The organism is Streptomyces sp. NPDC079020 (genome assembly GCF_044542225.1).
GTDB lineage: Bacteria > Actinomycetota > Actinomycetes > Streptomycetales > Streptomycetaceae > Streptomyces.
Map to the genome: position 1 here is coordinate 460,649 of NZ_JBITUB010000001.1, position 26,803 is coordinate 487,451.

A 26,803-nucleotide genomic window follows, 5' to 3' on the forward strand; every position below is an offset into this window, starting at 1 on the left:
GCCCCCGGCCCGCCCGGAAGTCGTGGTCAGCCGCGCCGGACGTCGCCGGTCAGAGCCCCGACCTGCCGGGGGCCGTTCCGTCGCCGGTGCAGGTGCGGGCGTCCGCGTGCAGGGCGAGCGCGGTATTGGATCCCAGGGTGGCGGTGAACTGCCCCGATCCGTCGACGGTGACGCCGTTGCCGGACTGGATGTCGCAGTAGTCACCGGCGGGCAGCGAGGTCTGGAACGTACGGGTCAGGGCGGAGCCCTCGTGGTTGATGGCGACGTACGCCTTCGAGCCCCGGCCGAACGCGATCTGGTCGCCGCCGTTGTCCCACCAGTTCGAGACTCCCTGGCCCCGTGCGGCGTTGCGGAAGCCGACCATGGAGGAGATCTCGCGCCAGGCGTGCTGGCACTTCCAGCCGTCGCTGTAACAGGCGTTCACCTGACCGCCGTTGGGCGGCCCGGCGTCCTTGTCGGACCATTCGTAGCCGGAGTGGACGTCCGGGGAGCCGTAGGGCCAGGCCAGCATGAAGACGCTGGCGAGGGTGTAGTCGGCGCCGTTCTTGTAGTTCAGCGTCTCGCCGTTGCGCTCGGTGTCGTGGTTGTCGACGAAGACCGCTGACCTGCCCGACTCCATGAAGCCCCAGCCCTCGCCGTAGTTCTTCAGATTGGCGAGATTCTCGTCGAGGAACGTCTGCTTGAGGCCCCGGGCGTAGCGGAATTCCTGGACGTCACCGGTGCCGAGGTACTCGGAGGGCGAGACGGCCTCGCCGCCCCCGTGGATGGCCTCCTGCTTCCAGTAGACACCGGGGTTGCTCAGCCGCGACTTGATGTTGGCGAGGTCACCGGCGGGCATGTGCTTGGCGGCGTCGATCCGGAAGCCGTCGACGCCGAGGGAGAGCAGGTCGTTGAGGTAACCGGCGATCCTGCCGCGTACGTAGTCCTCGCCGGTGTCCAGGTCGGCCAGGCCGACGAGTTCGCAGTTCTGTACGTTGCCGCGGTCGCCGTAGTTGGTGATCGGCGACTGGCAGTCGTTCATGTCGTTGACCGAGTAGATGCCCGGGTAGTCGTACTTGCCGTAGGCGGAACCGCCGGTGCCGGTGCCCGAGCCGGCCGACATGTGGTTGATGACGGCGTCGGCGACGACCTTGACGCCCGCCCCGTGACACGTGTTCACCATGGCGGCGAAGGCGTTCCGGTCGCCGAGCCGGCCGGCTATCCGGTAGCTGACGGGCTGGTAGGAGGTCCACCACTGGCCGCCCTGGATGTGCTCCTGGGGCGGCGAGACCTGGACGAAGCCGTAGCCCGCCGGACCCAGGGAGTCCGTACAGGCCTTGGCTATGGAGTCGAACTTCCACTCGAACATCACGGCGGTGACGTCCTTGCCGCCGGGACCGGCGGCCTGCGCGGCGCCTGCGGCGCCGAGTTGGGCGGGGACGGCGAGGACAGCGGCGCCTGCCACGAGTGCGAGCGCGGCGGAGAGGGGTCTGCGTGCCATGTCTTTCCTCCTGCGGTGGGGGAAACGCGGGTGACGGTGCAGCCTCACGTGGCAACGCGCCGTGCCCTCAAGGTCCTGAAGGTTCTTGCTGCAAGAATGCAAACCTTGCTGCGGAGCAGACCGTACGAGCCCGCCCGGCCCGGGTCAACCCTTTGGACATCTCCCGCTCACATCCATGAAATCCGGCAGTTTTCTGCCTGCAAGGCCTTCCGCAAGATATTGCGCGAATGTTACGTTCTTCCGGACTCCGGTCCGGTCGGCCGGGGGTCCCGGCCGCTTCGGCGCACCGGGCCCCACGCGCCCGGCCGGCCGGGCCGGTCACGGCAGGAGAGGCACCAAGGGCCGCTCACTCCCCGCAGGCCCTTCCGGGCCGGCTCCGGTGCCTCTCCTGTACGTGGGGACTTCTCCCGTGACGGCCTGAACCCCCGGGGGTGTCCACCGCCCCCGGCCTCACCCGGCGCGTCCCACCGCCGCGGTCGACCCCCGGACCACCAGCTCCGGCTGGAACACGTACTCCGTGCGCTGCACCGGGCTCCCGCCGATCTCCTCCAGGAGCGCGCCCACCGCCGCCGCCGCCATCGCCTGCACGGGCTGGCGCACGGTGGTCAGCGGCGGGTCGGTGAACGCGATCAGCTGCGAGTCGTCGAAGCCGACGACCGAGACGTCGCGCGGTACGTCGAGCCCCCGCCCCCGGGCCGCCCGCACCACGCCGAGCGCCATCAGGTCGCTGCCGCAGACGATGCCGGTGCAGCCCAGGTCGAGCAGGGCACCCGCCGCGACCTGGCCGCCCTCCACGCTGAACAGCGTGGAGCACACCAGGAGTTCGGCCTCGTCGCGGGACAGGCCCAGCACCGATACCGACGCGTCGAGGAAGCCGTCGCGCTTGCGGCGCGAGGGCACATAGCGCTGCGGTCCGATGGCCAGACCGATCCTGCGGTGCCCGAGGTCGGCCAGATGCCCGACGGCCATCCGCACGGCGGCGGAGTCGTCCGGCGAGACGAACGGGGCGCTGATCCGTTCGTTGTAGCCGTTGATCAGGACGAACGGTACGCCGCGCTCGGTGAGCGCGGCGTACCGTGCCGGGTCCGCCGACAGATCGGCGTGCAGCCCGGAGAGGAACACGATGCCGCCGACGCCCCGTTCGACGAGCTGCTCGACGAGCTCGTCCTCGGTGGCGCCGCCCGGCAGCTGGGTGCAGAGCACGGGGGTGTAGCCGTGCCCGGCCAGGACCTGTTCGACGGACTGCGCGAACGCCGGGAAGATCGGGTTGATGAGTTCGGGTGTCACCAGCCCGATCAGGCCCGCGCTGCGCTGCCGCAGCCGTACGGGCCGTTCGTAGCCGAGGATGTCGAGCGCCGCGAGCACCCGCTGACGCGTGGTGTCCGCGACGCCCGGCTTCCCGTTGAGCACCCGGCTCACGGTCGCCTCGCTGACCTCGGCCTGTCCGGCGATGTCGGAGAGCCGGGGGGCCGCACCGGTCCTGGGCGCGGGCAGGGTCACACCGTCCACCACACGGTGCTGTCCGCGGGCAGGACGGCCTCGGCGCCGTCGACGGTCACCGGCGCGCTGGACAGCAGCACACTGCCGCGGGCCGCCATCCGAACCGGGGTGCCGGTGGTGTTGACGGTGCAGACGAAGCCGGGCCGGCCGAAGACCAGGACGCCCTCGGGGGCGTCCAGCCACTCGACCGCGGTCCCCGCGCCGAGCCCCGGGTGTTCGCGGCGGGCGGTGATCGCGGAGCGGTACAGCTCCAGCGTGGAGCCCTCCACCCCGGTCTGCGCCTCGACGGAGAGCTCGCCCCAGCCGTCGGGCTGCGGGAGCCAGCTGCCGCCGCTGCCGAAGCCGTACGAGCTGCCCTCGCGGGTCCACGGGATCGGCACCCGGCACCCGTCGCGGAAGCCGTCCTGGCCCTGCGCGCGGAAGAACGACGGGTCCTGGCGGACCTCGTCGGGCAGGTCCGTGACGTCGGGCAGGCCGAGCTCCTCGCCCTGGTAGACGTAGGCGGAGCCGGGCAGGGCCAGCATCAGCAGCGTCGCCGCGCGGGCCCGGCGCAGGCCGAGCTCGCGGTCTCCCGCGGTACGGATCTGCGTGCCGAGGCCGGGCGGGTTGGCGAAGCGGGTGGAGTGCCGGGTGACATCGTGGTTGGAGAGCACCCAGGTGGTGGGGGCGCCGACCGGCCGCATCGCGTCCAGTGAGGTGTCGATGACCTTGCGCAGCGCGGCGGCGTCCCAGGCGGTGGACAGGTACTGGAAGTTGAAGGCCTGGTGCATCTCGTCGGGGCGCACGTAGTTGGCGGTGCGCTCGACGGTGGGGGTCCAGGCCTCGGCGACGGCGATCCGCTCACCCGGGTACTCGTCCAGGATGGTGCGCCAGCTGCGGTAGATCTCGTGCACGCCGTCCTGGTCGAAGAACGGCATGACGTCGTTGCCGAGCAGCTTGAGCTGGTCGTGGCCGCCGAGGTCCGGCAGGCCCTCGGCCTTGACGAGGCCGTGGGCGACATCGACGCGGAAGCCGTCGACGCCCATGTCGAGCCAGAAGCGCAGGATCGAGCGGAACTCGTCGGCGACGGCCGGGTGTTCCCAGTTGAAGTCGGGCTGCTCGGGGGCGAACAGGTGGAGGTACCAGTCACCGGGGGTACCGTCGGGGCCGGTGGTCCGGGTCCAGGCGGGGCCGCCGAAGATGGACTCCCAGTCGTTGGGCGGGAGTTCGCCGTTCTCGCCCTTGCCGGGCCGGAAGTGGTAGCGGTCGCGCAGGGCGGAGCCGGGACCCTCGGCCAGGGCGCGCCTGAACCACTCGTGCCGGTCGGAGGAGTGGTTGGGCACCAGGTCCACGATGATGCGCAGGCCCAGGTCATGGGCGTCGCGGATCAGGGCGTCGGCATCCAGGAGGCTGCCGAACATCGGGTCGATGGCCCGGTAGTCGGCGACGTCGTAGCCCGCGTCGGCCTGCGGCGACGCGTAGAAGGGGCTGAGCCAGACGGCGTCGACGCCGAGGTCCCTGAGGTGGGGGAGCCGGGCGGTGACGCCTGCGAGATCGCCCATGCCGTCGCCGTTGCCGTCGGCGAAGCTGCGTGGATAGACCTGGTAGATCACCGCGTCCTGCCACCAGCCGGTGCGGTGGCCCGGGGCGTCGTCGGACGTGCCGGTGGAGGGGGCAGCGAGGTGCTGGGTCATGTCGTCCCTGGGGTGTCTGGGTGGGGAGCGGCGCCGGGACCGGGTCGGGGATCCGGCGCCGCCGTGACTGGTGCGGTCGGTCGTGCGGGCTCTGCTGGTGTCCGGCTCAGCCCTTGACGGCTCCGGCGGACATTCCGGTGACCAGGTGCTTCTGCGCGAACAGGAAGACCAGGGCGGCCGGGATCGCGATGAGTACGGAGGCGGCGGTCATCGGGCCCCACTGGGCCCCGTACTGGTTGACGAACTTCTGCAGTCCGCCGGCGAGCGTGAGGTTCTCGTCGCCGACCATGAAGGCGGAGGCGTACGCGACTTCGCCCCAGGCGGTGATGAAGGAGTAGAACGCGGTGACGGCGAGGCCGGGCTTGGCGAGCGGCAGGATGAGCCGCCAGAACGTGCCGAACGGGGTGAGGCCGTCGACCTGGCCCGACTCGTCGATCTCGCGCGGGATGGTGTCGAAGAAGCCCTTCATCATCCAGGCGCAGAACGGCACCGAGATGGTGAGGTAGGTGATGACGAGACCGGCGGGCTGATTGAGCAGGCCGATGTTCGACATGATGTTGTAGATCGGCACGATGAGGACCGCGACCGGGAACATCTGGGTGATCAGCAGCGTCCACATCAGCCCGCGCTTGCCGGGGAAGCGGAAGCGGCTGACGGCGTAGCCGGTGGTGGCGGAGACGAACACCCCGATGACGGTGGAGAGTCCCGCGATGATCACGGAGTTGCCGAACCAGCTCAGGAACTCGGTGTCCCGGATCAGGTTCGTGTAGTTCACGAACGTGGTCTCGCGGAAGAAGTCCGTCGTCGTGGCGTACTTGGCGGGCTTCAGCGAGGTCAGCAGGACCCACAGCACCGGGAAGACCGCGATGACGGACGCGATGATCAGGGTGAGGTGCAGGGCCACGGAGGCGACCGGCGAGCGGTCTCCGCGCAGGCGCGGCTTGCGGACGGCGTGCTGGGCTGCGGTGGTCACCAGTTGTCTCCCTGGGTGCGCAGGACTCGCCGGTAGACCACGGCGAAGAGCATCAGGAGTACGAGGATCAGCACGCCCCAGGTGGAGGACTGCGCGAAGTCGCGCGGGCTGATCTCGAAGGAGAACTTGTACGCCTGGGTGACGAGGATCTGGGTGGCTTCGCCGGGTCCGCCGCGGGTCAGCAGGAAGATCACCGGGAACATGTTGAAGGTCCAGATGGTGGAGAGCAGGACCACCGTGGTGGAGACCGGACGCAGTCCGGGGAGCGTGATGTGACGGAAGCGCTGCCAGGCGGTGGCGCCGTCCATCTCCGCGGCCTCGTACTGCTCCGAGGGTATGGACTGCAGTCCGCCGAGCAGGGCGACCATCATGAACGGGATGCCGAGCCAGACGTTGACCGCGATGACGGAGAACTTGGCCCAGGTGGGGTCGTTCAGCCACGGCACCCCGTCGATGCCCGCGCCGCTCAGGATCTTGTTGAGCAGCCCGCGGTCCTCGTTGTAGAGGAAGCGCCAGGCGAAGACGGAGACGAAGCCGGGGATGGCCCAGGGCAGGATGAGCGCCATGCGGTAGGCGGAGCGTCCGGCGATACGGCGGTTGAGGATGTTGGCCAGCGCCATGCCGAGGCAGAAGGTGATGCCCACGCAGGAGACCGTCCACACCAGCGTCCAGCCGAGCGTGCCGAGGAACTGGGTACCCGTCAGCGCGTCGACGTAGTTGTCCGCACCCACGAACTTGTAGGTGGCGGGCATCTCGTTGACCCCGATGGACCGGGCGACGTTGCGCTCGTTGGCATCGGTCATCGACAGGTAGACACCGCGGACCAGCGGGTAGCCGATGATCACCCCGATGACGAGGACGACCGGGGCGACCATGACCCAGGCGTACCAGTGGGTCGACAGGGCGCGCCGGAGCCGGCCCGGCGCCGGGGGGTTGCCAGTACCGCGGCTGGGGCCGCGGACGACGACGTCGTCCGCGGCCTTCGCCACCGACTGGCTGGTGTGGACAGCCATCAGTGGGCCAACCTTCCTGTTACTTCCAGCCCTTGAGGAGCTTGCGGTAGGAGTCGCCGGTCGCGGAGGCGGCCTTCTCCGGGGTGGTCTGGTCGGTGAGGACCTTGGTGTACTCGGTGACCAGCGGGGCGAAGAGGCTGCCGGTCTCGGGGATCCAGGGGCGCTCGACGGCGGTCTCGACGACCGGCTTGAAGAAGCCGACGATCTCGCTGTCCACGGCCTCCTGCTTGGCGTAGGCGGAGGTACGGGTCGGCAGCAGGTTCAGCTCGCCGGCCGTCTGGGCCTGGCTCTGCACGGAGGTCATGTACTCGACGAAGGCGTAGGAGGCGTCGAGGTTCTTGGAGCCCGCGTAGACGGCGAGGTTGTGGCCGCCCTGCGGTGCGCCCTGGGCGACGGAGCCGGCCGGGACCGGGGCGATGCCCAGGTTCTCCTTGTCCTTGAACTCATTGCCCGCGAGGGTGTCGGCGACGGCCCACGGGCCGTTGATCATCATCGCGACCTTGCCGTCCTTGAACGACGACTGCATGTTCTCCCAGCCGTCGGTGGCGTCGGTCTTGGCGGCCCCGGACTTGACCAGGTCCTTGACGACCTTGAACGCCTTGACGCTCTCGGGCCTGTCGACGGTGACGGACTTGTTGCTCGCGTCGACCAGGTCGCCGCCCTCGCCGTACAGGAAGGACAGGAACCAGTAGGCGTCGTCGCCGCGGAGGTAGAGGCCGGTCTTGCCGGTCTTGTCCTTGATCTTCTCCGAGACGGTCTTCAGCTCGGCGATGGTCGTCGGCACCTCGACGCCGGCCTCCTTGAAGATCTTCTTGTTGTAGAAGACACCCATGGAGTCGATGACCTGGGGAACGGCGAACGTCTTGCCGTTGTACTTGGTGGACGCGGCGGCCTGCTTGAGGAAGTCGTCCTCGTCCTTCAGCGCGGCGGTGCCGTCCAGCGGGGCCAGGTAGCCGAGGTCCGCGAACTCAGGGGTCCAGGCGACCTCGGAGCGGATCACGTCGGGGGCGCCGCCGCCGGACTGCGCGGCGTTCTTGAACTTGTTCTGCGCCTCGCCGAAGGGGACGTTGACGTACTTGACGTCGACCTTCGGGTGCTTCTTCTCGAAGCCCTCGGCCAGCTTCTTGAAGACCTTGTCCTCGCTGCCGACGGTCGAGGTGTCCCACCAGGTAACCGTGCCGGAGAGCTCGCCCGAGCTCTTGCCGCCGCCGGACTCGTCGTCGCTGCCACAGGCGGTCGCCGCGAGCGCCAGGGCCGCGACCAGGGCGGTGGCCGTTATGCCACGTCGCATCTGAACTCCTTCAACTGCCGTACCGCTCCGTCGCGGCGCCGGGTCGACGTGAACGTAACAAGGATGAAAGACGACCGAAAGACCTTGCGGAAGATTTCTGCAAGCTCCGGCGATCGTTACATTCACGTGTCCTCAAGGTTGCCGCCAGAACCCTTGACGGAAACCCCTACCCCCTGCTGCCGCAGGCCACGCGCGGTGAATCCGTAGTGCGACGATCCGATCGCAGCCCGCACGACGGGTCCGCAAGAGCTTGCAAGACGTTGCCGCGGATCATTACGCGGGCGCCGTCGCCGACGGCCGGGAGGCAGCCTCGCGCCCGAATCCCGCTCACAGTGGGCAATCCGGCACAGGCCCGGTACAGTCGCCTTCCATGACCGCACGGCTTGCCGATATCGCAACTCAGGCGGGGGTCAGCGAAGCGACGGTCAGCCGAGTCCTGAACGGCAAGCCCGGTGTCGCAGCGGCCACCCGCGAATCCGTCCTCGCGGCGCTCGACGTCCTGGGCTACGAACGCCCCGTACGGCTGCGCAGGCGCAGCGCGGGACTGGTCGGCCTGATCACGCCCGAGCTGGAGAACCCCATCTTCCCGGCGCTGGCGCAGGTCATCGGCCAGGCGCTGACCCGGCAGGGCTACACCCCGGTGCTGGCGACGCAGAGTCCCGGCGGCTCCACCGAGGACGAGCTGACGGAGATGCTCGTCGACCGCGGCGTCTCCGGCATCATCTTCGTCTCCGGACTGCACGCGGACACGTCCGCCGATATGCGGCGCTACGAACAACTGCGCGCCAAGGGCGTTCCCTTCGTCCTCGTGAACGGCTTCTCGCCGAAGGTGCAGGCCCCGTTCATCTCGCCCGACGACCGGGCGGCGATGCGGCTCGCGGTGACCCATCTGGTCGCGCTGGGACACCAGCGGATCGGCCTCGCGGTCGGCCCCAAGCGCTTCGTTCCGGTACTCCGCAAGATCGAGGGCTTCCACGCCACGATGCGCGAACAGCTCGGCCTCGCCCCGGAGCAGGTGGAGGAGCTGATCGAGCACTCCCTGTACACGCTGGAGGGCGGTCAGGCCGCCGCCTCGGCACTGCTGGAACGCGGATGCACGGCCGTGGTGTGCGCGAGCGACATGATGGCCCTGGGCGCGATCCGGGCGGCCCGGCGGCTGTCGCGGCAGGTGCCGCGCGATCTGTCGGTGGTGGGCTACGACGATTCGCCGCTCATAGCGTTCACCGATCCGCCGCTGACCACGATCCGGCAGCCGGTGACGGCGATGGGCCAGGCCGCCGTCCGCACGCTCCTGGAGGAGATCGGCGGAACCCCGGCCCCGCACAGCGAGTTCGTCTTCATGCCCGAGCTGGTGGTTCGCGGTTCAACGGCCTCGGGCCCCGGACCCTCCTCAGGGTCCCACTCTCGTCCTTGAGACGCATATCGTGCGACCTGAACCCGACCGGAGGATGATCGGGCGGAGGGGGACGTATCTGGCAGACTCTGTGCCTATGGGTGAATCGCACGTGAAAACACAGGAAGGCCGAACGGCCGGCACCCCGTCACCCATCGTGGACGAGGCGGCCCCCGAGGCCAAGCGGAACGGAAGAACGGCGAAGCTCCGCGCATTGCGGGCCCCGCGCCGTCCACGGCTCTGGTTCGAAATCCTGCTCATCGCGGTCAGTTACTGGCTGTACTCACTTGTGCGCAACGCCGTGCCCGAGCAGAAGGCCGCGGCCCTGAGCAACGCCGACTGGATCTGGTCGGTGGAGAAGTCGCTGGGCCTCGCCTTCGAGCAGTCCGTCAACCATGCCGTGAACTCGGTGACATGGCTGATCGTGTCGATGAACTACTACTACGCGACGCTGCACTTCGTGGTCACCGTCGGAGTGCTCGTCTGGCTGTTCCGCCGTCACCCCGGCCGTTACGCGGCGGCCCGGCTGGTGCTCTTCGCGACCACGGCCGTCGCCCTGCTCGGCTACTACCTGTACCCACTGGCACCACCCCGTCTGATGAACGGCGGGCACTTCATCGACACGGTGCTGCTGCACGAGACCTGGGGTTCGATGGCCTCGGGCAACTTCAAGAACATGTCGAACCAGTACGCGGCGATGCCCTCCATGCACATCGGCTGGTCGCTCTGGTGCGGTCTGACGATCTTCGCGCTCGCCTCCGCCCCCTGGGCGCGGATCCTGGGGCTGCTCTACCCCATGGCCACCCTCGTCGTGATCGTGGCCACGGCCAACCACTTCTGGCTGGACGCGGTGGGCGGCATGGCCTGCCTGGCGTTCGGCTTCGCACTCTCGCACGCCTGGTACGGATCGCTGCCCCACCGCCTGCCGAAACTGGTGCCGTCCGGGCGGGGACATCTGTCGGCGCTGGCCCCGGGCGCCTCGCCACGGGTCCGGCGCCCGGTACCGGAGTCCTCGGGCCGCCGCTGAGGCCCCGGGCGCGAGGAGCCGTACGGCCCCCGTGCCGTACCCCGGGCCGGGGTACGGCACCCGCGGGCCCGCGGAACCTCACTGCGCCCCGTAGAACCGCTCCTCCACGACCGCCCGCGCCCGCCGGGTGATCCGCCGGTAGTCGTCCAGCATGTCGCCGACATGTCCGGGCTCGTACCCCAGGTAGCGCCCCACGGCCGTCATCTCCCGCGCGTCGGAGGGGAACATGTCGCCGGGCCGTCCCCGGACCAGCATCACCGCGTTGCGCACCCGTGTCGCCAGCACCCACGCGTCATCGAGGACCTGGGCGTCCTCGGCCGGGATCAGCTCCGCCGCGCACGCCGCGGCCAGCGCCTCACGGGTGCGGGTCGTACGGAGTCCGGGCTCCGCCCAGCCGTGCCGCATCTGCAGCAGCTGTACGGTCCACTCGACATCGCTCAGCCCGCCGCGCCCCAGCTTGGTGTGGAGCGTCGGGTCGGCCCCGCGCGGCATCCGCTCGGACTCCATCCGGGCCTTGAGCCGGCGGATCTCGCGGACCGCGTCCTCCCCCAGCCCCTCCATCGGGTACCGCAGCGGATCGATCAGCTCGATGAAGCCGCGCCCCAGCGCCTCGTCGCCCGCCATCATCTCGGCCCGCAGCAGGGCCTGGCTCTCCCAGACCAGCGACCAGCGCCGGTAGTACGCCTCGTACGACTTCAGGGTGCGCACCAGCGGCCCGCTCTTGCCCTCGGGCCGCAGATCGGCGTCGATCAGGAGGGGCGGATCGGCGGTGGGCAGCTGGAGCAGTCTGCGCATCTCGGTGACCACCGTGTTGGCCGCCCGGCTCGCCTCCTCGTCGCCGACGCCCTCGCGCGGCGCGTGGACGAACAGGACGTCGGCGTCGGAGCCGTATCCCAGCTCATGACCGCCGAAGCGGCCCATCCCGATGACGGCGAACCGGGTCGGCAGGGTGTCGCCCCACCGCTCGCGGACGGCGGCGCGCAGCGCCCCGGCGAGCGTGGCGGCGTTCAGGTCGGTGACCGCGGAGCCGACCCGGTCCACGAGGGCGCCGTGGTCGGGCTCGGCGGGGGTTTCCTCGGTGCCGTAGGAGCCGATGATGTCCGCCGCCGTCGTACGGAACAGCTCCCGCCGCCGTACGCCGCGGACGACGGCGACCGCCGATTCGGCGCCGTCCGCCCGGCCGACCGCGGCCAGCACCTCCTGCTCCAGGTGCTCCCGGGTGCGCGGCTTCAGCCCTTCCGGATCGCCCAGGATCGCGACGGCCTCGGGGGCCCGCAGCAGCAGATCGGGGGCGAGGCGGCCGGCCGACAGGACCCGTGCGAGGTTCTCCGCCGCCGCCCCCTCGTCCCGCAGGAGCCGCAGGTACCAGGGGGTCTTGCCGAGCGCGTCGGACACCTTGCGGAAGCCCAGGAGACCCGCGTCCGGGTCGGCGGAGTCCGCGAACCAGCCGAGCAGCACCGGCAGCAGCGTGCGCTGGATGGCCGCTTTGCGGGACACCCCTGACGACAGGGCCTCCAGATGCCGCAGCGCGGCGGCCGGGTCCGCGTAGCCGAGGGCTTCGAGCCGGGTTCCGGCCGCCTTCGCGCTGAGCCGGGTCTCCCCGGGCGCCAGCTGGGCGACCGCGTCCAGCAGCGGCCGGTAGAAGAGCTTCTCGTGCAGCCGCCGTACGACGGAGGCGTGCCGCTTCCACGCCTTGTTCAGCTCGTTGACCGGGTCCGTGCGCATCCCCAGGGAGCGGCCCAGGCGCCGCAGGTCGGCCGGGTCCTCGGGGACCAGATGGGTGCGGCGCAGCCGGTAGAGCTGGATGCGGTGCTCCATGGAGCGCAGGAAGCGGTACGCCTCGTCGAGCTGCGCCGCGTCCGCCCGGCCCACGTAACCGCCCCCGGCGAGCGCCCGCAGCGCCTCCAGCGTCGTTCCGCTGTGCAGGGTGGAGTCGCTGCGCCCGTGCACCAGCTGGAGCAGCTGGACGGCGAACTCCACGTCCCGCAGTCCGCCGGGGCCGAGCTTGAGCTCCCGGTGCACCCGGTCGGCGGGGATGTTGTCGACGACGCGGCGGCGCATCTTCTGCACATCGGGGACGAAGTTGTCCCGGTCGGCGGCCTGCCAGACGAGCGGGGAGACGGCCTCCACGTACTCCGCGCCGAGCTCCGGGTCACCGGCGACCGGCCGGGCCTTCAGCAGGGCCTGGAACTCCCAGGTCTTGGCCCAGCGCTGGTAGTACGCCAGGTGCGAGGTCAGGGTGCGCACCAGCGGCCCGTTGCGTCCCTCGGGGCGCAGGTTGGCGTCGACCGGCCAGATGGTGCCCTCGACGGTGGTGTCGGAGCAGATCCGCATCATATGGGCGGCGAGCCGGGTGGCGGCCTGGACGGCGGCGCTCTCCTCGGTCCCGTCGATCGGCTCCGCCACGAAGATCACGTCGACGTCGGAGACGTAGTTCAGCTCGTGGCCGCCGCACTTGCCCATCGCGACGACGGCGAGCCGGCACTGTGCGGCGTCGGCGGGCACGGCCGTACGGGCGATGGCGAGCGCCGCCCGCAGGGTGGCGGTGGCCAGGTCGGCCAGCTCGGCTGCGGTCTCGGCGAGGTCCGTCGTCCCGCACACGTCACGGGCCGCTATGCCGAGCAGGCACCGGCGGTAGGAGACACGCAGCGAGTCCGGGTCGACGGCGTCGGCGAGCCCCTGCTCGAACTCGGCGATCCCGGGGTGCAGGTCGGCGGCCTCGTAGGTGACGAGGGCGTGCCAGTCGCGCGGATGCCGTGCCAGATGGTCCCCGAGCGCCTCCGAGGCGCCCAGCACACCCAGCAGCCGGTCCCGCAGGGGCTTGGCGGTCACCAGGGTGTCGAGCAGCACCTGCCGTTCGTCCTCGTCCTGCGCCTCGACGAGCCGGACGAGGCCGCGCAGCGCGAGATCGGGGTCGGCGGTCGCGCCGAGCGCTTCCAGGAGGACGGGATCGGCGCGTACGGAGATCAGCGCATCGAGGTCGAGCAGCTGCTCGGCGGCGGAGGGGTCGGTGAAACCGTGCCGCAGCAGTCGGGTGAACGTACTGCTCCTGCGCCCCGGCACCGTTGTCATCCCGCGCTCTCCTGCCCGCCGACCGATTCTCGTTCACAGCGGATTCGAGCCTATCCCCGCGCCGGTCGACGCGAAGCCGGGGCCGGTCCGCACAATGAGAGGTGAACCCCTGGAGGAACGATGTCCTCAGCAGTTCCCGTGACCGAGCTGGACGCCCGGTACAGCAGCGCGGGCGCCACCGCCCGCCCCTGGCAGGAGGGGGTGGCCGTGCTGGACGCGGCCCGGCTGTACTGGCTGTCCACGGTCCGTCCGGACGGCCGCCCGCACGTGACACCGCTGATCGGGGTCTGGCGGGACGGCGCGCTGCATTTCTGCACGGGCCCCGCCGAGCGCAAGGCGCGCAATCTGGCCGCCAACCCCGAAGTGGTCCTGACGACCGGGGCCAACACCCTGGACTCGGGTTTCGACGTGGTCGTCGAGGGCCGCGCGGACCGGGTGACGGACGCCGGGGCGCTGACCCGGCTGGCCGGGGCGTGGGAGGAGAAGTACGGCGGCGACTGGCACTTCGAGGTGAGCGACGGCGCGTTCGTCAACGGGGCGGCCGGCCGTGCGGACGTCTTCGCGGTGACCCCGCGCACGGCCTTCGGCTTCGCCAAGGGCGAGCCGTTCAGCCAGACGCGGTGGCGGTTCGGCTGAGGGATGCGCCGCCGGGCCGGGTTCCGACGACCACGGTGGCGTACAGCTCCTCGGAGGTGGCCACGCGCGGGACGAGCCCGCCGTCGCCCATGGTCCGGGCCGCCCGCGCCGCCTGGCGCTCGCTCGTCTCGACCAGCAGACTGCCGCCGGGGGCGAGCCAGTGCGGTGCCTCGGCCACCACGCGGCGCATCACGTCGAGTCCGTCGCCGCCGCCGTCCAGCGCGACCCGGGGCTCATGGACGCGTGCCTCGGCGGGCAGCAGTTCGACGTCCCCGGTCGGTACGTAGGGGACATTGGCGAGCAGGATGTCGACGCGGCCGCGCAGTGAGGCGGGAAGCGGGGCGAAGAGGTCGCCCTCGTAGACCCGGCCGGGGTCGACGGCATTGCGGCGGGCGCAGCGCACGGCCGCGGGTTCGACGTCGGCGGCGTGCAGTTCGACCCCGTCCAGACAGGCGGCCAGGGCCGCTCCGAGCGCGCCCGTTCCGCAGCAGAGGTCGAGGACGACCGGGCCCGCGGGGGCGAGTGCGGCGGCCTGCCGGACCAGGAATTCGGAACGGCGGCGGGGCACGAAGACACCGGGGTCGACGGCGATCCGCCGGCCGCAGAACTCGGCCCAGCCCAGGACGTGTTCGAGCGGAAGGCCGGCGGCCCGGCGCTCGACCATGGCGGCCAGCGCGGCCGGGGATCCGGCGGTGGAGAGGAGGAGTCCGGCCTCGTCCTCGGCGAAGACACAGCCGGCGGCACGCAGCGTGCTGACGATCGAGGAGCGGGTGGACGAGGGGAAGACCGACATGGAGCGGAGCCTTTCGGAAAGCCGATGAGCGCTCCGCGACCGCTTACGCCCGGTGGACGACGCGATCGTGAGAGATGAGCACCCAGCCTGATACAGCGGTAATGGGTCTCACCTCCTCGGTCGGTCCCCGTGCGGGGTCTGGTCCCCGCGCGCCGGGGTCTGGTACCCGTACGGGGAGGGGTCACATTACCGCAGTCGAGCGGGTGTTCTCGCGTCCGGAAGAGGTGTGCCCCGTGCCGTGACGGCACGGGGCACACCCGCGGGGACAGGGAACCGCGGCGCTACAGGTCCACGCTGTCACGCAGCTTCGTGGAGGTCAGGAACAGGGACGCGACCACGCCGATCACCGCGATGCCCGCCGAGATCAGGAAGATGTGGCCCGTCGCGTCGCCGTACGCGGCACGTACGACCTCCTGGACCTGCGGCGGCATCGCCGCGACGTTCAGGGTCGAGCCGCCCGACGAGGAGGCCGCCGGGTCGATGCCCAGCTCGGTCAGCCCGTGGGTGATCTTCGTGGCGACCTGGTTGGCGAGCACGGCGCCGAGCACCGAGACGCCCATCGTGCCGCCGAGGGAGCGGAAGAAGGTGATCGCGCCGCTGGCCGCGCCGAGTTCGCTGAGCGGGACCGTGTTCTGGAGGACCAGGACGAGGTTCTGCATCGACATACCGACACCGAGGCCGACGGCGAGCATCCCGAACGACACGAGGACCAGGGAGGTCTCGTGGTCGATCGTGGACAGCCCCAGGAAGCCGAGGGTGAGCACGACGACTCCGGCGATGATGTAAGGCTTGACCTTGCCGGTTCTGGAGACCATGCGGCCGGCGACGGTCGAGGAGACGAGCACCCCGGCCATCAGCGGGATGGTGAGCAGCCCGGCCTCGGTCGGAGAGTAGCCGCGGCCGATCTGGAAGTACTGGCCGAGGAAGACCGCGCCGCCGAACATCGCCATGCCGACCGCGAGGCTCGCGACGATCGCGAGGGCGGGGTCCCGCCGGCGTACGACATGGAGCGGGACGACCGGCTCCTTGACCCGGGCCTCGACCAGTACGGCGGCGCCCAGGATCACGACGCTCGCGCCGACCATGGCCGCGGTCTGCCAGGAGATCCAGTCGAAGTCGTTGCCGACGAAGGTGACCCAGAGCAGCAGGAGGCTGACACCCGCGGCGATGAGCGTGGCACCGAGGTAGTCGACCTTGGTCTCGGGGCGGCGCACCTCGGCGAGGTGCAGGGTGCGGCCGAGCATCACGGAGGCGAGCAGCGTGAACGGCACCGCGACGAAGAAGCACCAGCGCCAGCCCAGCCAGGACGCGTCGGTGATGAAGCCGCCCAGCAGCGGGCCGCCGACGGTGGCGACGGCCATGACGCCGCCGAGGTAACCGTTGTAGCGGCCACGCTCCTTGGGGCTGATCATCGCGGCGATGATCACCTGGACGAGCACCTGGAGGGCGCCCATGCCCAGGCCCTGGAGGGCGCGGAAGGCGATCAGCTGCTCGGTGGACTGGGCGAACCCGCAGGCGATCGACGAGACGACGAAGATGCCGATGGATATCTGGAGCAGCAGCTTCTTGCTGAACAGGTCGGCGAGCTTGCCCCAGATCGGGGTGGAGGCGGTGGACGCGAGCAGGGTCGCGGTGACGACCCAGGTGTACTGCGACTGCGTGCCGTTGAGCGAGCCGATGATCTGCGGAAGCGCGACCGAGACCACCGTGCTGCTGATCATCGCCACGAACAGCACGATGAGCAGTCCGCTGAGGGCTCTCAGCACATGACGGTGATCCATCGGCGCGACGTCGGTCGGCGCGGCCGTTTGTGCGCTCACGCGCAACCTCCGGAGGGTTCGGGCAGGAAAGGGAAGGCTTCACCATACATGCACACTGGGCAATTTTGCCCACTGCGCAATAATGTTGGCCGGGATGGATAATGCCCCCATGGAGAGCTCTGTGGGACTGCGGGAACGCAAGAAGGAAGCCACCCGGCAGGCCGTGCACGAGGCGACGCTGCGCCTCACCGTCGAGCACGGCTTCGACCATGTGACGGTGGAGGCCGTCGCGGACGCGGCCGGGATCTCCCGCAGAACGTTCTCCAACTACTTCACGAACAAGGAGGACGCCCTCCTGTACGGGGAGGAGCGGCAGATAAGAGCACTCGTACGGACCGTGCGCGCTCGCCCCGCGGAAGAGCCCGCCTGGACCGCGCTGCGGGCGGCGATGACGGAGTTCGCGGACCGGGTCAACCCACCGGAGCGCGCCTGGGCGGTACGCACCCGCCTGGCCATGCGCCACCCCTCCCTGCTCGCCCGCCAGCTGGCCAACCACGCCGCGATGGAACGCGACCTGGCCGAAGCGGTGGCCACCCGCCCGGGACCCGCCGAGGGACCGGTACGGCCGACGGTCCTCGCGGCGGCGTTCCTGTCCTCGATGCGGATCGCCATGCGCATGTGGATCGAGGAGGACCTGACGCGCGAACCGGCGGAGATCATCGACGAGATCCTGGACGAGATCGCCCGCGGATTCGCTTGAGAGGGCGAGAGCCTGCCGGCTCGGCCCTTTCCCCGGGCGGGCTCAGCGGCTCGCCAACGCGTCCCGCAGCATGTTCCCCGGACGCCCGGGGAGCGTCCGGCACAACGCCTCGACCCGTGAGCGGACCAACCCGTCGCGGTACGCCGAGGGAAGTCCGATCCATGCGCCGATGGCGAGACCGGCCGCCACGGTCGGATCGCCGTCCGCCCGGACACAGACCGCACCGTCGACGGCGATCAGTGCGCGGGTCATGACGGACGGGGCCATGGTGAGCGCGAGCGCGGACTCCTGCTCGGCGTACGCCCCGACCAGCCGGTGAAGCCTTCGTCGACGTCGGCTGACCACAACAGCGCGAACGATCTCCTCCGTCTGCCTGCCGTAGCACTCGGCGAGAAGTGCGTGCCACATCGGCGTGGGCAAGCGTCGCTCGGTTTCCCACCGCTTCAGGTTCTCCGGGTCGAACCACTTTCCGCCCCGAGCCGCCTGTATCACCGATGCCTGCTCCTCACGCGTCAGGCCCGCCGCTTCCCGAATCCCCCTCAGCAGTGCGCCGATGCCCTCCGGTGCCATCATGCCCGCCCCCCAAGCTTCTGAAAGTTCCGTTTCGGATTTCCGGCCCCCCAAAGCGGCCCCCGGAGGGAATGTGCACCACCGGATGGCCCAGGACTTCACACCAGTAAGGGAGTTGACTGAATGCCAGCAAACCTGACGGCCGGGTGGAACAAAGCCTCTCCCGACGGCGAGTCACCTATGCGCCTCCAGGTCATATCGGCCTGAACGTTCGGCCCTGCAGTATTCCCATCGCCCAAGCAGGAGGAGACATCATGAGCGCACCGCGGAACACCGAGAACACCGACGAGTACGAGCTGCTCCCTGTCGAGATCGGTGACGCAACCGTGCTCACCGAGGGCCAGGGCGGCGGCCAGAGCGAGGACAAGCGTCGCGCCTACAACAGCTGATGCCCTCCCTGTGGGGTGCGGGCCCTCATGGCCGCACCCCACGGGTGCGACCTCAACTCTGGAGTGCCAATCATGATCTTCGGTGGAAGCGGTACCTCTTCCCGGCCGGGGTGTCGACCGACGGGCTCTCGTCACCTCACCTCACGACTTCACACCTGGACGCTCGGTAATGTTCCGGTCCGTTCGGCGGCATGCGTGGACGGCCGACGGCAGGTTCTCATCCTCGGACGGTGCGGAGCCAGGGACTCCGACCTGCCACGCCTTCGCTCGGCAACGCTGCCCGAGGACGTCACCTGGCGGTGGCCCGGCGCTTACACGGTCATCGAGGAATCCGAAGAGGCCGTCATGTGCACACCGACCCTGCCTCCGCCCGCCCCGTGTATCTCGTCCGTCATGAAGGTGAGTGGGTATGGTGCAGTTCGGCCCGAGCCCTGGCCTCTCTCACACGCGCCGCAGTGGATGTCGAACGCCTTGCCTGCTCGATCTTCCTGCCATCGGTTCCCGCACTCTCCAGCGGACGGACATTCTTCGCCGGCATCGAACAGCTCCCACCCGGAAGCCCGATCGTCCTTCCGTCCGACGGTGGAGTCCCCCGCACCACGACGGTATGGAGACCGGATCCTGACACGTATCGAACGCCCGCCGAACGCTTACGCACAGCCCTCTTCCAAGCGGTCTCAGCGCGAGTCGGGTCGGACCCTGCGCTCTCCTGCGATATGTCGGGCGGCCTCGATTCGACATCCCTTGCTGCTCTGGCCGCTATCGCTCTGCCTGACGGCGTCCGGCTGAACGCCGTCACGGTCCACCCCGAGCGCAACACCTCGGGCGCCGACCTGCGCCATGCCCGCCGGGCGACCGATGCGTACCCCGGGCGGATCAACCACCGCCTACTGGCCATGTCGGCAAAACACTTGCCGTACACGGCCATCTCCGCTGTGACGGCAACCGATGAACCGGCTCCCTCCATTATCACCCGAGCCCGGCTCATCGGGCAGATCACCTGGATGAGGGAGGAGTTCGGGACCCGCACCCATCTGACGGGCGACGGCGGCGACAGCCTTCTCTTTCAGCCACCCGTCCACCTGGCAGACCTGATTCGCCACGGTCTCGCCCGACGGGCTGTGAGCGAGGGGTTCGGCTGGGCGAGACTACGCCGGGTATCGCCCGTGCCTCTCCTGCGCGACGCCGTCCTCGTCTCGCGAACCAGTCGCGCTCACGCCCTCATCGCGCTCATCGATTCCGTTGGCCGCGCACGACACGGGGAACATGGAAGCGTCCGTTGGTTTCCGCTGCTGCCCTTTCCCCCGTGGGCCGGTGCCGGCGCTCGCGAGCTGCTGCGCGCGGGCGCATGCCGGGCCGCCTCCGTTCCCGACCGGTTGCCCGGCCTCGACGCCTCAGTACGCACTCTGGTGGACGAGGTCCGCGAAGTCGCTCGCACCGCCGTGGCGGACGCCGAACTGGCGGCTGCCTCGGGGATCGATCTCAACAATCCTTTCCTCGACCCCATGGTGGTGGACACCGTGCTCCGGACGCCCATCGACCTGCGTCCGCCCATCCACGCCTACAAGCCATTGCTGAGCGTGGCGATGGCCGGCTTACTGCCGCGAGCCATTACGGACCGACGTACCAAGGGCAGCTTCGACGCCGACCACTACGCGGGTCTGCGCGCCAACATGCCCGACCTCCTTGAGCTGGTGCACGGGCGTCTGGCGGAGACCGGGCTGATCGACGCCTCACGCTTGGTTCGTTCTCTGGGGCACGCCGCCGCCGGCATACCCATGTCGCTGGCCACTCTGGAACAGGCGCTCGCAACCGAGGCTTGGCTGGCGGCCCGGGGACAGACCGCCGGTCCCACATGGATCACCTCTCCCAAGGAGACAGTCCGTGGCTGATATCCCGCTCTACGCCTGCGCCCCGAGGTATATCCGCACCATCGCCTTCCCTCATGTTCTGGTCCTCATCGACTACCGGACCGGGCGCGTGCGGTGTCTGCTGCCGAAAAGCGCGGCTCACTGGCAGGACGCGGCCCGGTCCGGTCACCTCACCGCGATGCCTCTGCCGTTGGCAGCCCACCTACTGCACGTCGGGGCCCTGCGCCCCACATCGAAGCCGGTGTCGTGGGGCCCGCCCGTCTCCGCACCAGCTCCTGCGCCGAGTTGGGGAAGTGCTGAACACCCCGCCGGACTCACCCGCGCGGCTCGCCCCTTCACCACGACGGCCGGAGCCGCCCTCGCCGCGACGTGGGCCATCGAGCGCGCAGGCAGCAGGAAGAGCGTGATGAACCGGCTCATCCTGGCCCTGCGGGCATCCGTCTGTGCTGCACGTCGCCCAGCTTCTCCCGCGGAGGCGACGGAGGCCGTGCTCTCCATTCGCCGTTCCGCGTGGCATGCGCCCGTCCGAACCGCCTGCCTGGAAGAATCCGTCGCCGCAGTGCTGCTGCTCTCGGCCCACCGGCTTTCCGTCGTCTGGTGTCACGGAATCGCCGCAGACCCTGTCCGGCTGCACGCCTGGGTACAGACTGTGGACGGCGGTCCGGTCGCCGAGCCGCCCTCAACTCTCGACTACACGCCTGCGCTGACCATCGGAGCCCGCCATCAGCAACACCCCTGAGCCCGTCCTCTGGATCGGCACCGACACCTGCGCGCTCGGCCCCTACCGGGCAGACCTGGTGGAGACGTACTGGCGTTGGGAACAGGACCCGGCTCTTCTGGTCGGCTACGGGCGCCAGCAGCCGGAATCCCTCGAAGCCCGCACAGAAGGCATCGCCCATCAGCTGCGCGGGGACAACATCCGCTTCACGGTGTACGACCTCGCCACCGGCAGCCCGGTCCCGGCGGGAGTGGCCACCCTGCTGCCCGACCCGTCCGTACGCACGGCCGAGTACGTCGTGATGCTCGCCCCCGAGGCACGCGGGCGTGGCCTGGGCACCATCACCACGCGGCTGGTCCTCGACTACGCGTTCCACATCACCAACCTGCGAATGGTGTGGCTCAAGGTGCTCGCCCCCAACAAGGCGGGGGTACGCGCCTACGAGAAGGCCGGCTTCCGGGCCGCCGGAACGCTTCGCGAAGCGGGCTTCTGGCTCGGCTCCGTCTGCGACGAGGTCCTCATGGACGCGCTCGCCACCGAGTTCGCCGGCCCCTCGGTCATCACCGTCTGACACGAGAACCCTGCCGTCCGGCGCCGCGGCCGGAACACCCGTCAGGCCGTCGGCGCCATCGCCCGCACCTGGACGCACGCGTCCGACGTCAGGGCCGACCACGCCATTTCGGGAACGGGGCCGGTGAATGACGGCGGATGAGCGGGCCGGGCCGCGGAGCCAGCTCCGCTCCTCACGCGCCTTCGCCCAGGAGATCGACGATTGACTGATACGACCAGCTGTCAGCGGCGCCGGGGCGTGCGGCGACGTACGACGCGACCTCTTCCGTGTCCCACCCGCCGGCGGACCGGAGGCCCAGGGCCAGGAACCGGACATAGGCGGCCGAGGGCGGAACCCATGGAACGTCGTGCATCCCCCAGGGAGCCGTGAAGGTCAGGAGGGGCATTCCGTCGACCTGACCGGCGCACACCAGCGTCTCGTACCGGCCCTCGCCCCGTACGGCGCGTCCATGGGTCAGCACTTCCGCCAGGCACAGATCCCTGCCGGGCTCCTCGTGCATTTCCTGGGCCGCGATATCGGAGAACTGATCGGTGGTCACGAGATGCGCCCGTGCCAGTACGCGCCCGTTCGCGCGGGGGTCGTAGAAGGCCAGTCCCCCTCGCCAGAGGGTCGACCAGGTGGCGAAGTACATGGCACCGGTCAGCTCCACGGGGATGGAGCGGGCGGGCATCGTCGGGTTTCGGCTGCCCGGGGACCCCGTTGCCGCGCCGGACGCGCGCCCGCCCCGGATATAGGCCGCGAGCCGGTCGAGGTGCGTGTTGGAGCCGTACGACGTGTACCAGACCCGCTCGGGGCTCCGGTCGCGCGGCAGCGTCGGGTCAACAGGTCGTGGGGCTTTCACGCTCACTCGCTTCTGAGGGACGTGCGCTGAGCGACGTGCCTCGGGGGCTCGCTCTCGCTGCTGATGCTGGTGCGTCGTACCTGATGACACAACGGTAGACGGCCCGGCACGGCCCACCGGAGAGCGGCAGGGCCCACAGCCGCAAGCCGTGGGCCCCGGTCGACAAGCCGATATCGTCGCGCCGGCCCTCTCCTACAGCACCGGCAGCAGGTTCTTCAGCTCGAAGGCCGTGACCTCGCTGCGGTACTCCTCCCACTCCTGCTTCTTGTTGCGCAGGAAGAAGTCGAAGACATGCTCCCCGAGGGTCTCGGCGACCAGTTCGCTCTTCTCCATCAGCGAGATCGCCTCGCCCAGGTTCTGCGGGAGCGGCTCGATGCCCATCGCGCGGCGCTCCGCGTCGGAGAGCGCCCAGACGTCGTCGTCGGCGCCGGCCGGGAGTTCGTAGCCCTCCTCGATGCCCTTGAGGCCCGCGGCGAGGAGCACCGCGTAGGTCAGGTAGGGGTTGGCGCCGGAGTCGATGGAGCGGACCTCGACGCGGGCCGAGCCGGTCTTGCCCGGCTTGTACATCGGGACCCGGATCAGCGCGGAGCGGTTGTTGTGGCCCCAGCAGATGTACGAGGGGGCCTCGCCGCCCGCGCCCGCGCTGCGGGCCGAGCCGCCCCAGATGCGCTTGTAGGAGTTGACCCACTGGTTCGTCACGGCGGAGATCTCCGCCGCGTGCCTGAGCAGGCCCGCGATGAAGGAACGGCCGACCTTGGAGAGCTGGTACTCGGCGCCCGACTCGTAGAACGCGTTGCGGTCGCCCTCGAAGAGGGAGAGGTGGGTGTGCATGCCCGAGCCCGGGTACTCCGAGAACGGCTTAGGCATGAAGGTGGCCTGTACGCCCTGTTCCAGCGCGACCTGCTTCATGACGAGGCGGAAGGTCATGATGTTGTCGGCGGTGGAGAGCGCGTCCGCGTACCGCAGGTCGATCTCCTGCTGGCCGGGGGCGCCCTCGTGGTGGCTGAACTCGACCGAGATGCCCATGGATTCGAGCATCGTGATCGCCTGGCGGCGGAAGTCCATGCCGACGTTCTGCGGGGTGTGGTCGAAGTAGCCGGAGCTGTCGGCGGGGGTCGGGCGGGTGCCGTTGACCGGCTTGTCCTTCAGCAGGAAGAACTCGATCTCCGGGTGGGTGTAGAAGGTGAAGCCCAGGTCGGAGGTCTTGGCGAGGATGCGCTTGAGCACATAGCGCGGGTCCGCGAAGGAAGGCGAGCCGTCGGGCATCAGGATGTCGCAGAACATCCGGGCGGTGCCGGGGGCCTCCGCCCGCCACGGCAGGATCTGGAACGTCCCCGGGTCCGGCTTGGCGATCATGTCGGACTCGTACACCCGGGCGAAGCCCTCGATGGCCGACCCGTCGAAACCGATGCCTTCGTCGAACGCCTGCTCCAGTTCGGCCGGGGCCACGGCAACGGACTTCAGGAACCCGAGGACGTCGGTGAACCACAGCCGCACGAAGCGGATGTCGCGCTCCTCAAGGGTCCTGAGGACGAATTCCTGCTGCTTGTCCATAGCCACATCCTTGCAGTTCAGACGGTCCTTGCACCACCGCCCGGGGTAGGGGAGAAACTCCAGTATCACGACCCGGGATTTCACCCAGATTACGCACTCGATGTGAGAGAGAGCACTCGGCCACCCACTACGATCGGCGCCCATGGTGTGCACGGGACGCGGCGGCCTCCGGGCCGGCCTGTGCACACCGGTCCACGGACCGGTTCTGCCCCTCCCAGCCCCTTCGCAGAAGGACTCGACGACATGAGCTTCGACCACAGGTCCCGCATGGAGCAGATGCGCAACGACGACCACGCGCGCGACCGCCGCACCCGTGTCATCGCCATAAGCCTCAGCGCGGTCGTCGTGGCCGGTCTGGTCGGCTTCGGCTCCTACATGCTGCTGGAGAAGTCCGAGGCGAGGGAGAAGCGGGAGGAGGGTGTGGCGCAGGACGCCAAGCAGCCCGGGAAGGACCTGAAGGAACTGGCGGCCGAGCCGGTCAAGGACGAGAAGACCTGGGACGCCAAGAAGCTGACCCGCAACCATGTGGCCGGGGACGTGGCCTACCCCATGAAGCCCCCGGTCGGCGGCGACCACAACCAGGCGTGGATGAACTGCGACGGCGACGTGTACGAGAAGGCCCTCGCCGACGTGAACGCCGTCCACTCCCTGGAGCACGGCTCGGTCTGGGTGACGTACAACGACAAGGCCCCCGAGGCCGATGTGAAGAAGCTCGCCGAGCGTGTCGGCGCCACGCCCTACTCGCTGATGAGCCCGTACGAGGGCCAGGCCGGGGCGATCATGCTCAGTGCCTGGGGCAAGCAGGTCACGGTGGACGGCGCGGACGACCGGCGGGTGGACCAGTTCTTCGCCAAGTACGTCCAGGGGCCGCAGACGCCGGAGCCGGGCGCGCCCTGCACCGGCGGGCTGGCGGCACCCCAGTGACCCCGGAGCCCGACGGCGCCACGCGGCCCGACGGCGCCACGCGGCCCGACGGCGGTACGGAGCCCGACGGCGGTACGCGGCGCGGCGGGCGTACGCGGTGGGTGGCGGGGTCCGCCGTGGCGCTCGCGGTCCTGTTCGCGGGGGTGGCGACGATCGCCTCCGCACGGGACGACGGGCCGGACCGGACCCCCGGCGGGAGCGGCGCGGAACAGCTCCGTGTGCCGTCTGCCGCCTCCGCCGACGCGGGGTTCGCCCGTGACATGGCGGTCCACCACCAGCAGGCCGTGGAGATGTCCTTCATCGTGCGCGACCGCACGAAGGACGAGGACGTGCGCCGGCTCGCGTACGACATCGCCAACACCCAGGCCAACCAGCGGGGCATGCTGCTCGGCTGGCTGGATCTGTGGGAGCTGCCGAAGGTCGCCCCGGACGGGCGCCCGCCCATGGCGTGGATGGCCCCGGGCAGCGGTGGGCACCAGGGGCACGACATGGCGGGGACGGCCGGACCGGCAGGCAAGGACGGCGCCCTCATGCCGGGCATGGCCACCAGGGCCGAGCTGGAGGAGCTGGGCACGCTCGACGACGGGCGGGCCGAGGTCTTCTACCTCCAGCTGATGACCGACCACCACAAGGGCGGCGTCGCCATGGCCGAAGGGTGCGCCGAGCTGTGCACCGTACCGGTGGAGCGGCGGCTCGCCCGGGGCATGGCCGAGGCCCAGCAGTCCGAGCTGGACCTGATGGCGGACATGCTCGCGGCGCGCGGCGCGAAGCCACGCTCCTGAGTCGTCACGTCACCTCCCGTACACACCCGAACGGGTGATAGCGGTCGCGTGCTCCGGGCGGGCCCATGACGATGGGTTCGCTCGGGGCTTTACGGCAGTGCCACCGGCACGCAGGAGGAATCCCTCATGACGACCGCCAGAGACATCATGCATTCCGGAGCCCAGTGGATCCCGGCCCACGAGACGCTCGACCGTGCCGCACAGCTGATGCGCGAGCACAACGTGGGCGCGCTGCCCATCTCCGCCAACGGTGACCGGGACCGGATGGTCGGCATCCTCACGGACCGGGACATCGTCATCGGCTGTGTGGCGAAGGGCCTCGATCCGTCGAAGGTGACCGCGGGCGAACTCGCCCAGGGCACGCCGCGCTGGATCGACGCGGGCGCGGGCGTGGACGCGGTGCTGGAGGAGATGCAGACCCACCGGATCCGCCGGCTTCCGGTGGTCGAGAACAAGATGCTGATCGGCATGATCAGCGAGGCCGACCTCGCGCGGCACCTCTCCGAGGAACAGATCGCCGGCTGGGCGGAGAAGGTCTACGCACGCGGCTGAGCCACGGAGCGACCGGGCCGGGCCACGGAGCGACCGCCCCGCCGAGTCGCTGCCCCGGAGCCGCTGCCCCCTGAGCCGCTGAGCCGCTGAGCCGCTGTACCGGGAGCCCGCGGCCCGGTGCCCCTTCGCCGGAAGGAGTACCGGGCCGCCCTCCCGCCCACATACCCGGTAGGGGTAGGGTGCGGGGCATGGCCGGTCAGGGGAAGAGGCGTGCGACGTACGGGCGGCTGCTGCTGCTCGCCGCGCTGCTCTTCGGGATCGTCTCCATGCACACGGTCGGGCATCCCGCCGAACACGGCGCGCCGGCCTCCGGGACGACCTCGGCGCACGAGAGGCCCGCGGGTGACCCGGTGGCGCACCCGTCCGCGGCCACACCCGCCCCGGGAGTCGGCGCGCACGCCACCGCGGCCCTCGGCGCGGCTCTCGCCACGCACTCCCCCGACGGTGCGCCGATGAGCGGCATGGACCCCCTCTCGGCCTGTCTCGCCGTCCTCGGCGCCTGGGGCCTGGCTCTGCTCGGTTCCTGGCTGCTCGGGCTCCGTGCCTTCGGCCGGCCGCCCGGTGCGGCGGCGGGCGAGCGGCTGCTGCGGGCCCTGTGGCCGAACCCGCCGCCCCGCACGTCCGTGCTCGCCCAGGTGTCGGTGCTGCGTATTTAGGAGT

The 26,803-nt window shown here is 70.2% G+C and carries 23 protein-coding genes and 1 pseudogene; 12 read left to right on the top strand and 12 right to left on the bottom strand.

The genetic code is table 11. The features are described from left to right. Window positions 1–67 precede the first annotated feature (67 nt). The 6 genes and pseudogenes from ACIGJO_RS02085 to ACIGJO_RS02110 form a co-directional block, all read right to left on the bottom strand. A pseudogene (locus ACIGJO_RS02085) lies at window positions 68–1,480 on the bottom strand (alpha-amylase family protein); the annotation flags it as partial. 450 nt (window positions 1,481–1,930) lie between these two features. After that, window positions 1,931–2,992: a LacI family DNA-binding transcriptional regulator gene (locus ACIGJO_RS02090; RefSeq protein ID WP_399950681.1), complete on the bottom strand. Its 1,062-nt coding sequence runs from the start codon at window positions 2,990–2,992 to the stop codon at window positions 1,931–1,933. Continuing rightward, window positions 2,977–4,653: a glycoside hydrolase family 13 protein gene (locus ACIGJO_RS02095; protein ID WP_399950684.1), complete on the bottom strand. Its 1,677-nt coding sequence runs from the start codon at window positions 4,651–4,653 to the stop codon at window positions 2,977–2,979. Before ACIGJO_RS02095 ends, ACIGJO_RS02090 begins: the two co-directional genes overlap by 16 nt. Before the next feature lie 106 nt (window positions 4,654–4,759). Beyond that, window positions 4,760–5,629: a sugar ABC transporter permease gene (locus ACIGJO_RS02100; RefSeq protein ID WP_399951675.1), complete on the bottom strand. Its 870-nt coding sequence runs from the start codon at window positions 5,627–5,629 to the stop codon at window positions 4,760–4,762. After that, entirely contained in the window at window positions 5,623–6,639 is a 1,017-nt protein-coding gene (locus ACIGJO_RS02105) for a carbohydrate ABC transporter permease (protein WP_399950687.1), read from the bottom strand. The genes ACIGJO_RS02100 and ACIGJO_RS02105 overlap by 7 nt, the downstream gene beginning before the upstream one ends. Before the next feature lie 19 nt (window positions 6,640–6,658). Continuing rightward, window positions 6,659–7,930, bottom strand: a complete 1,272-nt coding sequence (locus tag ACIGJO_RS02110; protein WP_399950690.1) for an extracellular solute-binding protein — start codon at window positions 7,928–7,930, stop codon at window positions 6,659–6,661. 370 nt (window positions 7,931–8,300) lie between these two features. Between ACIGJO_RS02110 and ACIGJO_RS02115 the strand changes: the two genes are divergently transcribed. Next, a complete protein-coding gene (locus ACIGJO_RS02115) occupies window positions 8,301–9,344 on the top strand; it encodes a LacI family DNA-binding transcriptional regulator (RefSeq protein WP_399950693.1) in 1,044 nt (347 codons plus the stop codon). A 76-nt stretch (window positions 9,345–9,420) separates the two neighbouring features. Beyond that, window positions 9,421–10,350 (top strand): phosphatase PAP2 family protein, encoded by a 930-nt coding sequence (locus ACIGJO_RS02120; protein WP_399950696.1) that lies wholly within the window; start codon window positions 9,421–9,423, stop codon window positions 10,348–10,350. Between the two features lie 78 nt (window positions 10,351–10,428). Here the strand turns inward: ACIGJO_RS02120 and ACIGJO_RS02125 are convergent, their stop codons facing one another. Next, window positions 10,429–13,422 (bottom strand): bifunctional [glutamine synthetase] adenylyltransferase/[glutamine synthetase]-adenylyl-L-tyrosine phosphorylase, encoded by a 2,994-nt coding sequence (locus ACIGJO_RS02125; RefSeq protein ID WP_399950699.1) that lies wholly within the window; start codon window positions 13,420–13,422, stop codon window positions 10,429–10,431. Between the two features lie 120 nt (window positions 13,423–13,542). Between ACIGJO_RS02125 and ACIGJO_RS02130 the strand changes: the two genes are divergently transcribed. Continuing rightward, complete coding sequence (locus ACIGJO_RS02130; protein WP_399950703.1) at window positions 13,543–14,058, top strand: pyridoxamine 5'-phosphate oxidase family protein; 516 nt, start codon at window positions 13,543–13,545, stop codon at window positions 14,056–14,058. On the opposite strand, the gene ACIGJO_RS02135 is transcribed toward ACIGJO_RS02130, so the two are convergent. Together ACIGJO_RS02135 and ACIGJO_RS02140 are read right to left on the bottom strand one after the other, a co-directional pair. Continuing rightward, window positions 14,030–14,851, bottom strand: coding sequence for a putative protein N(5)-glutamine methyltransferase (locus ACIGJO_RS02135; protein WP_399950706.1), 822 nt, complete (start codon window positions 14,849–14,851; stop codon window positions 14,030–14,032). The genes ACIGJO_RS02130 and ACIGJO_RS02135 overlap by 29 nt on opposite strands. 281 nt (window positions 14,852–15,132) lie before the next feature. Then, the gene (locus ACIGJO_RS02140; RefSeq protein ID WP_399951678.1) at window positions 15,133–16,632 is read right to left on the bottom strand and encodes an MDR family MFS transporter; all 1,500 of its coding nucleotides are present in this window, start codon (window positions 16,630–16,632) and stop codon (window positions 15,133–15,135) included. Between the two features lie 148 nt (window positions 16,633–16,780). Between ACIGJO_RS02140 and ACIGJO_RS02145 the strand changes: the two genes are divergently transcribed. Further along, window positions 16,781–17,371 carry a TetR family transcriptional regulator gene (locus ACIGJO_RS02145; protein WP_399950709.1) on the top strand — a complete coding sequence of 197 codons (591 nt, stop codon included), beginning with the start codon at window positions 16,781–16,783 and terminating at the stop codon, window positions 17,369–17,371. 42 nt (window positions 17,372–17,413) lie between these two features. On the opposite strand, the gene ACIGJO_RS02150 is transcribed toward ACIGJO_RS02145, so the two are convergent. Then, window positions 17,414–17,944 carry a helix-turn-helix domain-containing protein gene (locus tag ACIGJO_RS02150; RefSeq protein ID WP_399950711.1) on the bottom strand — a complete coding sequence of 177 codons (531 nt, stop codon included), beginning with the start codon at window positions 17,942–17,944 and terminating at the stop codon, window positions 17,414–17,416. Between the two features lie 251 nt (window positions 17,945–18,195). Here ACIGJO_RS02150 and ACIGJO_RS02155 point away from each other — a divergent pair, with 251 nt between their 5' ends. The 4 genes from ACIGJO_RS02155 to ACIGJO_RS02170 all read left to right on the top strand — a co-directional run bounded on the left by ACIGJO_RS02155 (window position 18,196) and on the right by ACIGJO_RS02170 (window position 21,490). Beyond that, window positions 18,196–18,330: an albusnodin family lasso peptide gene (locus ACIGJO_RS02155; protein WP_399950714.1), complete on the top strand. Its 135-nt coding sequence runs from the start codon at window positions 18,196–18,198 to the stop codon at window positions 18,328–18,330. 191 nt (window positions 18,331–18,521) lie between these two features. Further along, the gene (locus tag ACIGJO_RS02160) at window positions 18,522–20,222 is read left to right on the top strand and encodes an albusnodin/ikarugamycin family macrolactam cyclase (protein WP_399950717.1); all 1,701 of its coding nucleotides are present in this window, start codon (window positions 18,522–18,524) and stop codon (window positions 20,220–20,222) included. Further along, entirely contained in the window at window positions 20,215–20,940 is a 726-nt protein-coding gene (locus ACIGJO_RS02165; RefSeq protein ID WP_399950720.1) for a lasso peptide biosynthesis B2 protein, read from the top strand. The genes ACIGJO_RS02160 and ACIGJO_RS02165 overlap by 8 nt, the downstream gene beginning before the upstream one ends. A 13-nt stretch (window positions 20,941–20,953) precedes the next feature. Continuing rightward, window positions 20,954–21,490, top strand: a complete 537-nt coding sequence (locus ACIGJO_RS02170) for a GNAT family N-acetyltransferase (RefSeq protein ID WP_399951682.1) — start codon at window positions 20,954–20,956, stop codon at window positions 21,488–21,490. 172 nt (window positions 21,491–21,662) lie between these two features. Here ACIGJO_RS02170 and ACIGJO_RS02175 read toward each other — a convergent pair whose 3' ends face one another. Together ACIGJO_RS02175 and glnA are read right to left on the bottom strand one after the other, a co-directional pair. Then, window positions 21,663–22,331 (bottom strand): histone deacetylase, encoded by a 669-nt coding sequence (locus ACIGJO_RS02175; RefSeq protein WP_399950723.1) that lies wholly within the window; start codon window positions 22,329–22,331, stop codon window positions 21,663–21,665. Window positions 22,332–22,523: 192 nt separating this feature from the next. Next, window positions 22,524–23,885: a type I glutamate--ammonia ligase gene (glnA, locus tag ACIGJO_RS02180; RefSeq protein WP_399950726.1), complete on the bottom strand. Its 1,362-nt coding sequence runs from the start codon at window positions 23,883–23,885 to the stop codon at window positions 22,524–22,526. A gap of 243 nt (window positions 23,886–24,128) precedes the next feature. Between glnA and ACIGJO_RS02185 the strand changes: the two genes are divergently transcribed. The 4 genes from ACIGJO_RS02185 to ACIGJO_RS02200 all read left to right on the top strand — a co-directional run bounded on the left by ACIGJO_RS02185 (window position 24,129) and on the right by ACIGJO_RS02200 (window position 26,799). Then, window positions 24,129–24,809, top strand: a complete 681-nt coding sequence (locus tag ACIGJO_RS02185) for a DUF3105 domain-containing protein (protein WP_399950729.1) — start codon at window positions 24,129–24,131, stop codon at window positions 24,807–24,809. Between the two features lie 101 nt (window positions 24,810–24,910). Continuing rightward, window positions 24,911–25,591, top strand: a complete 681-nt coding sequence (locus ACIGJO_RS02190) for a DUF305 domain-containing protein (protein ID WP_399951685.1) — start codon at window positions 24,911–24,913, stop codon at window positions 25,589–25,591. A 126-nt stretch (window positions 25,592–25,717) separates the two neighbouring features. Next, a complete protein-coding gene (locus ACIGJO_RS02195; protein ID WP_399950732.1) occupies window positions 25,718–26,143 on the top strand; it encodes a CBS domain-containing protein in 426 nt (141 codons plus the stop codon). A 188-nt stretch (window positions 26,144–26,331) separates the two neighbouring features. Continuing rightward, window positions 26,332–26,799, top strand: coding sequence for a hypothetical protein (locus ACIGJO_RS02200; protein WP_399950735.1), 468 nt, complete (start codon window positions 26,332–26,334; stop codon window positions 26,797–26,799). Window positions 26,800–26,803 lie beyond the last annotated feature (4 nt).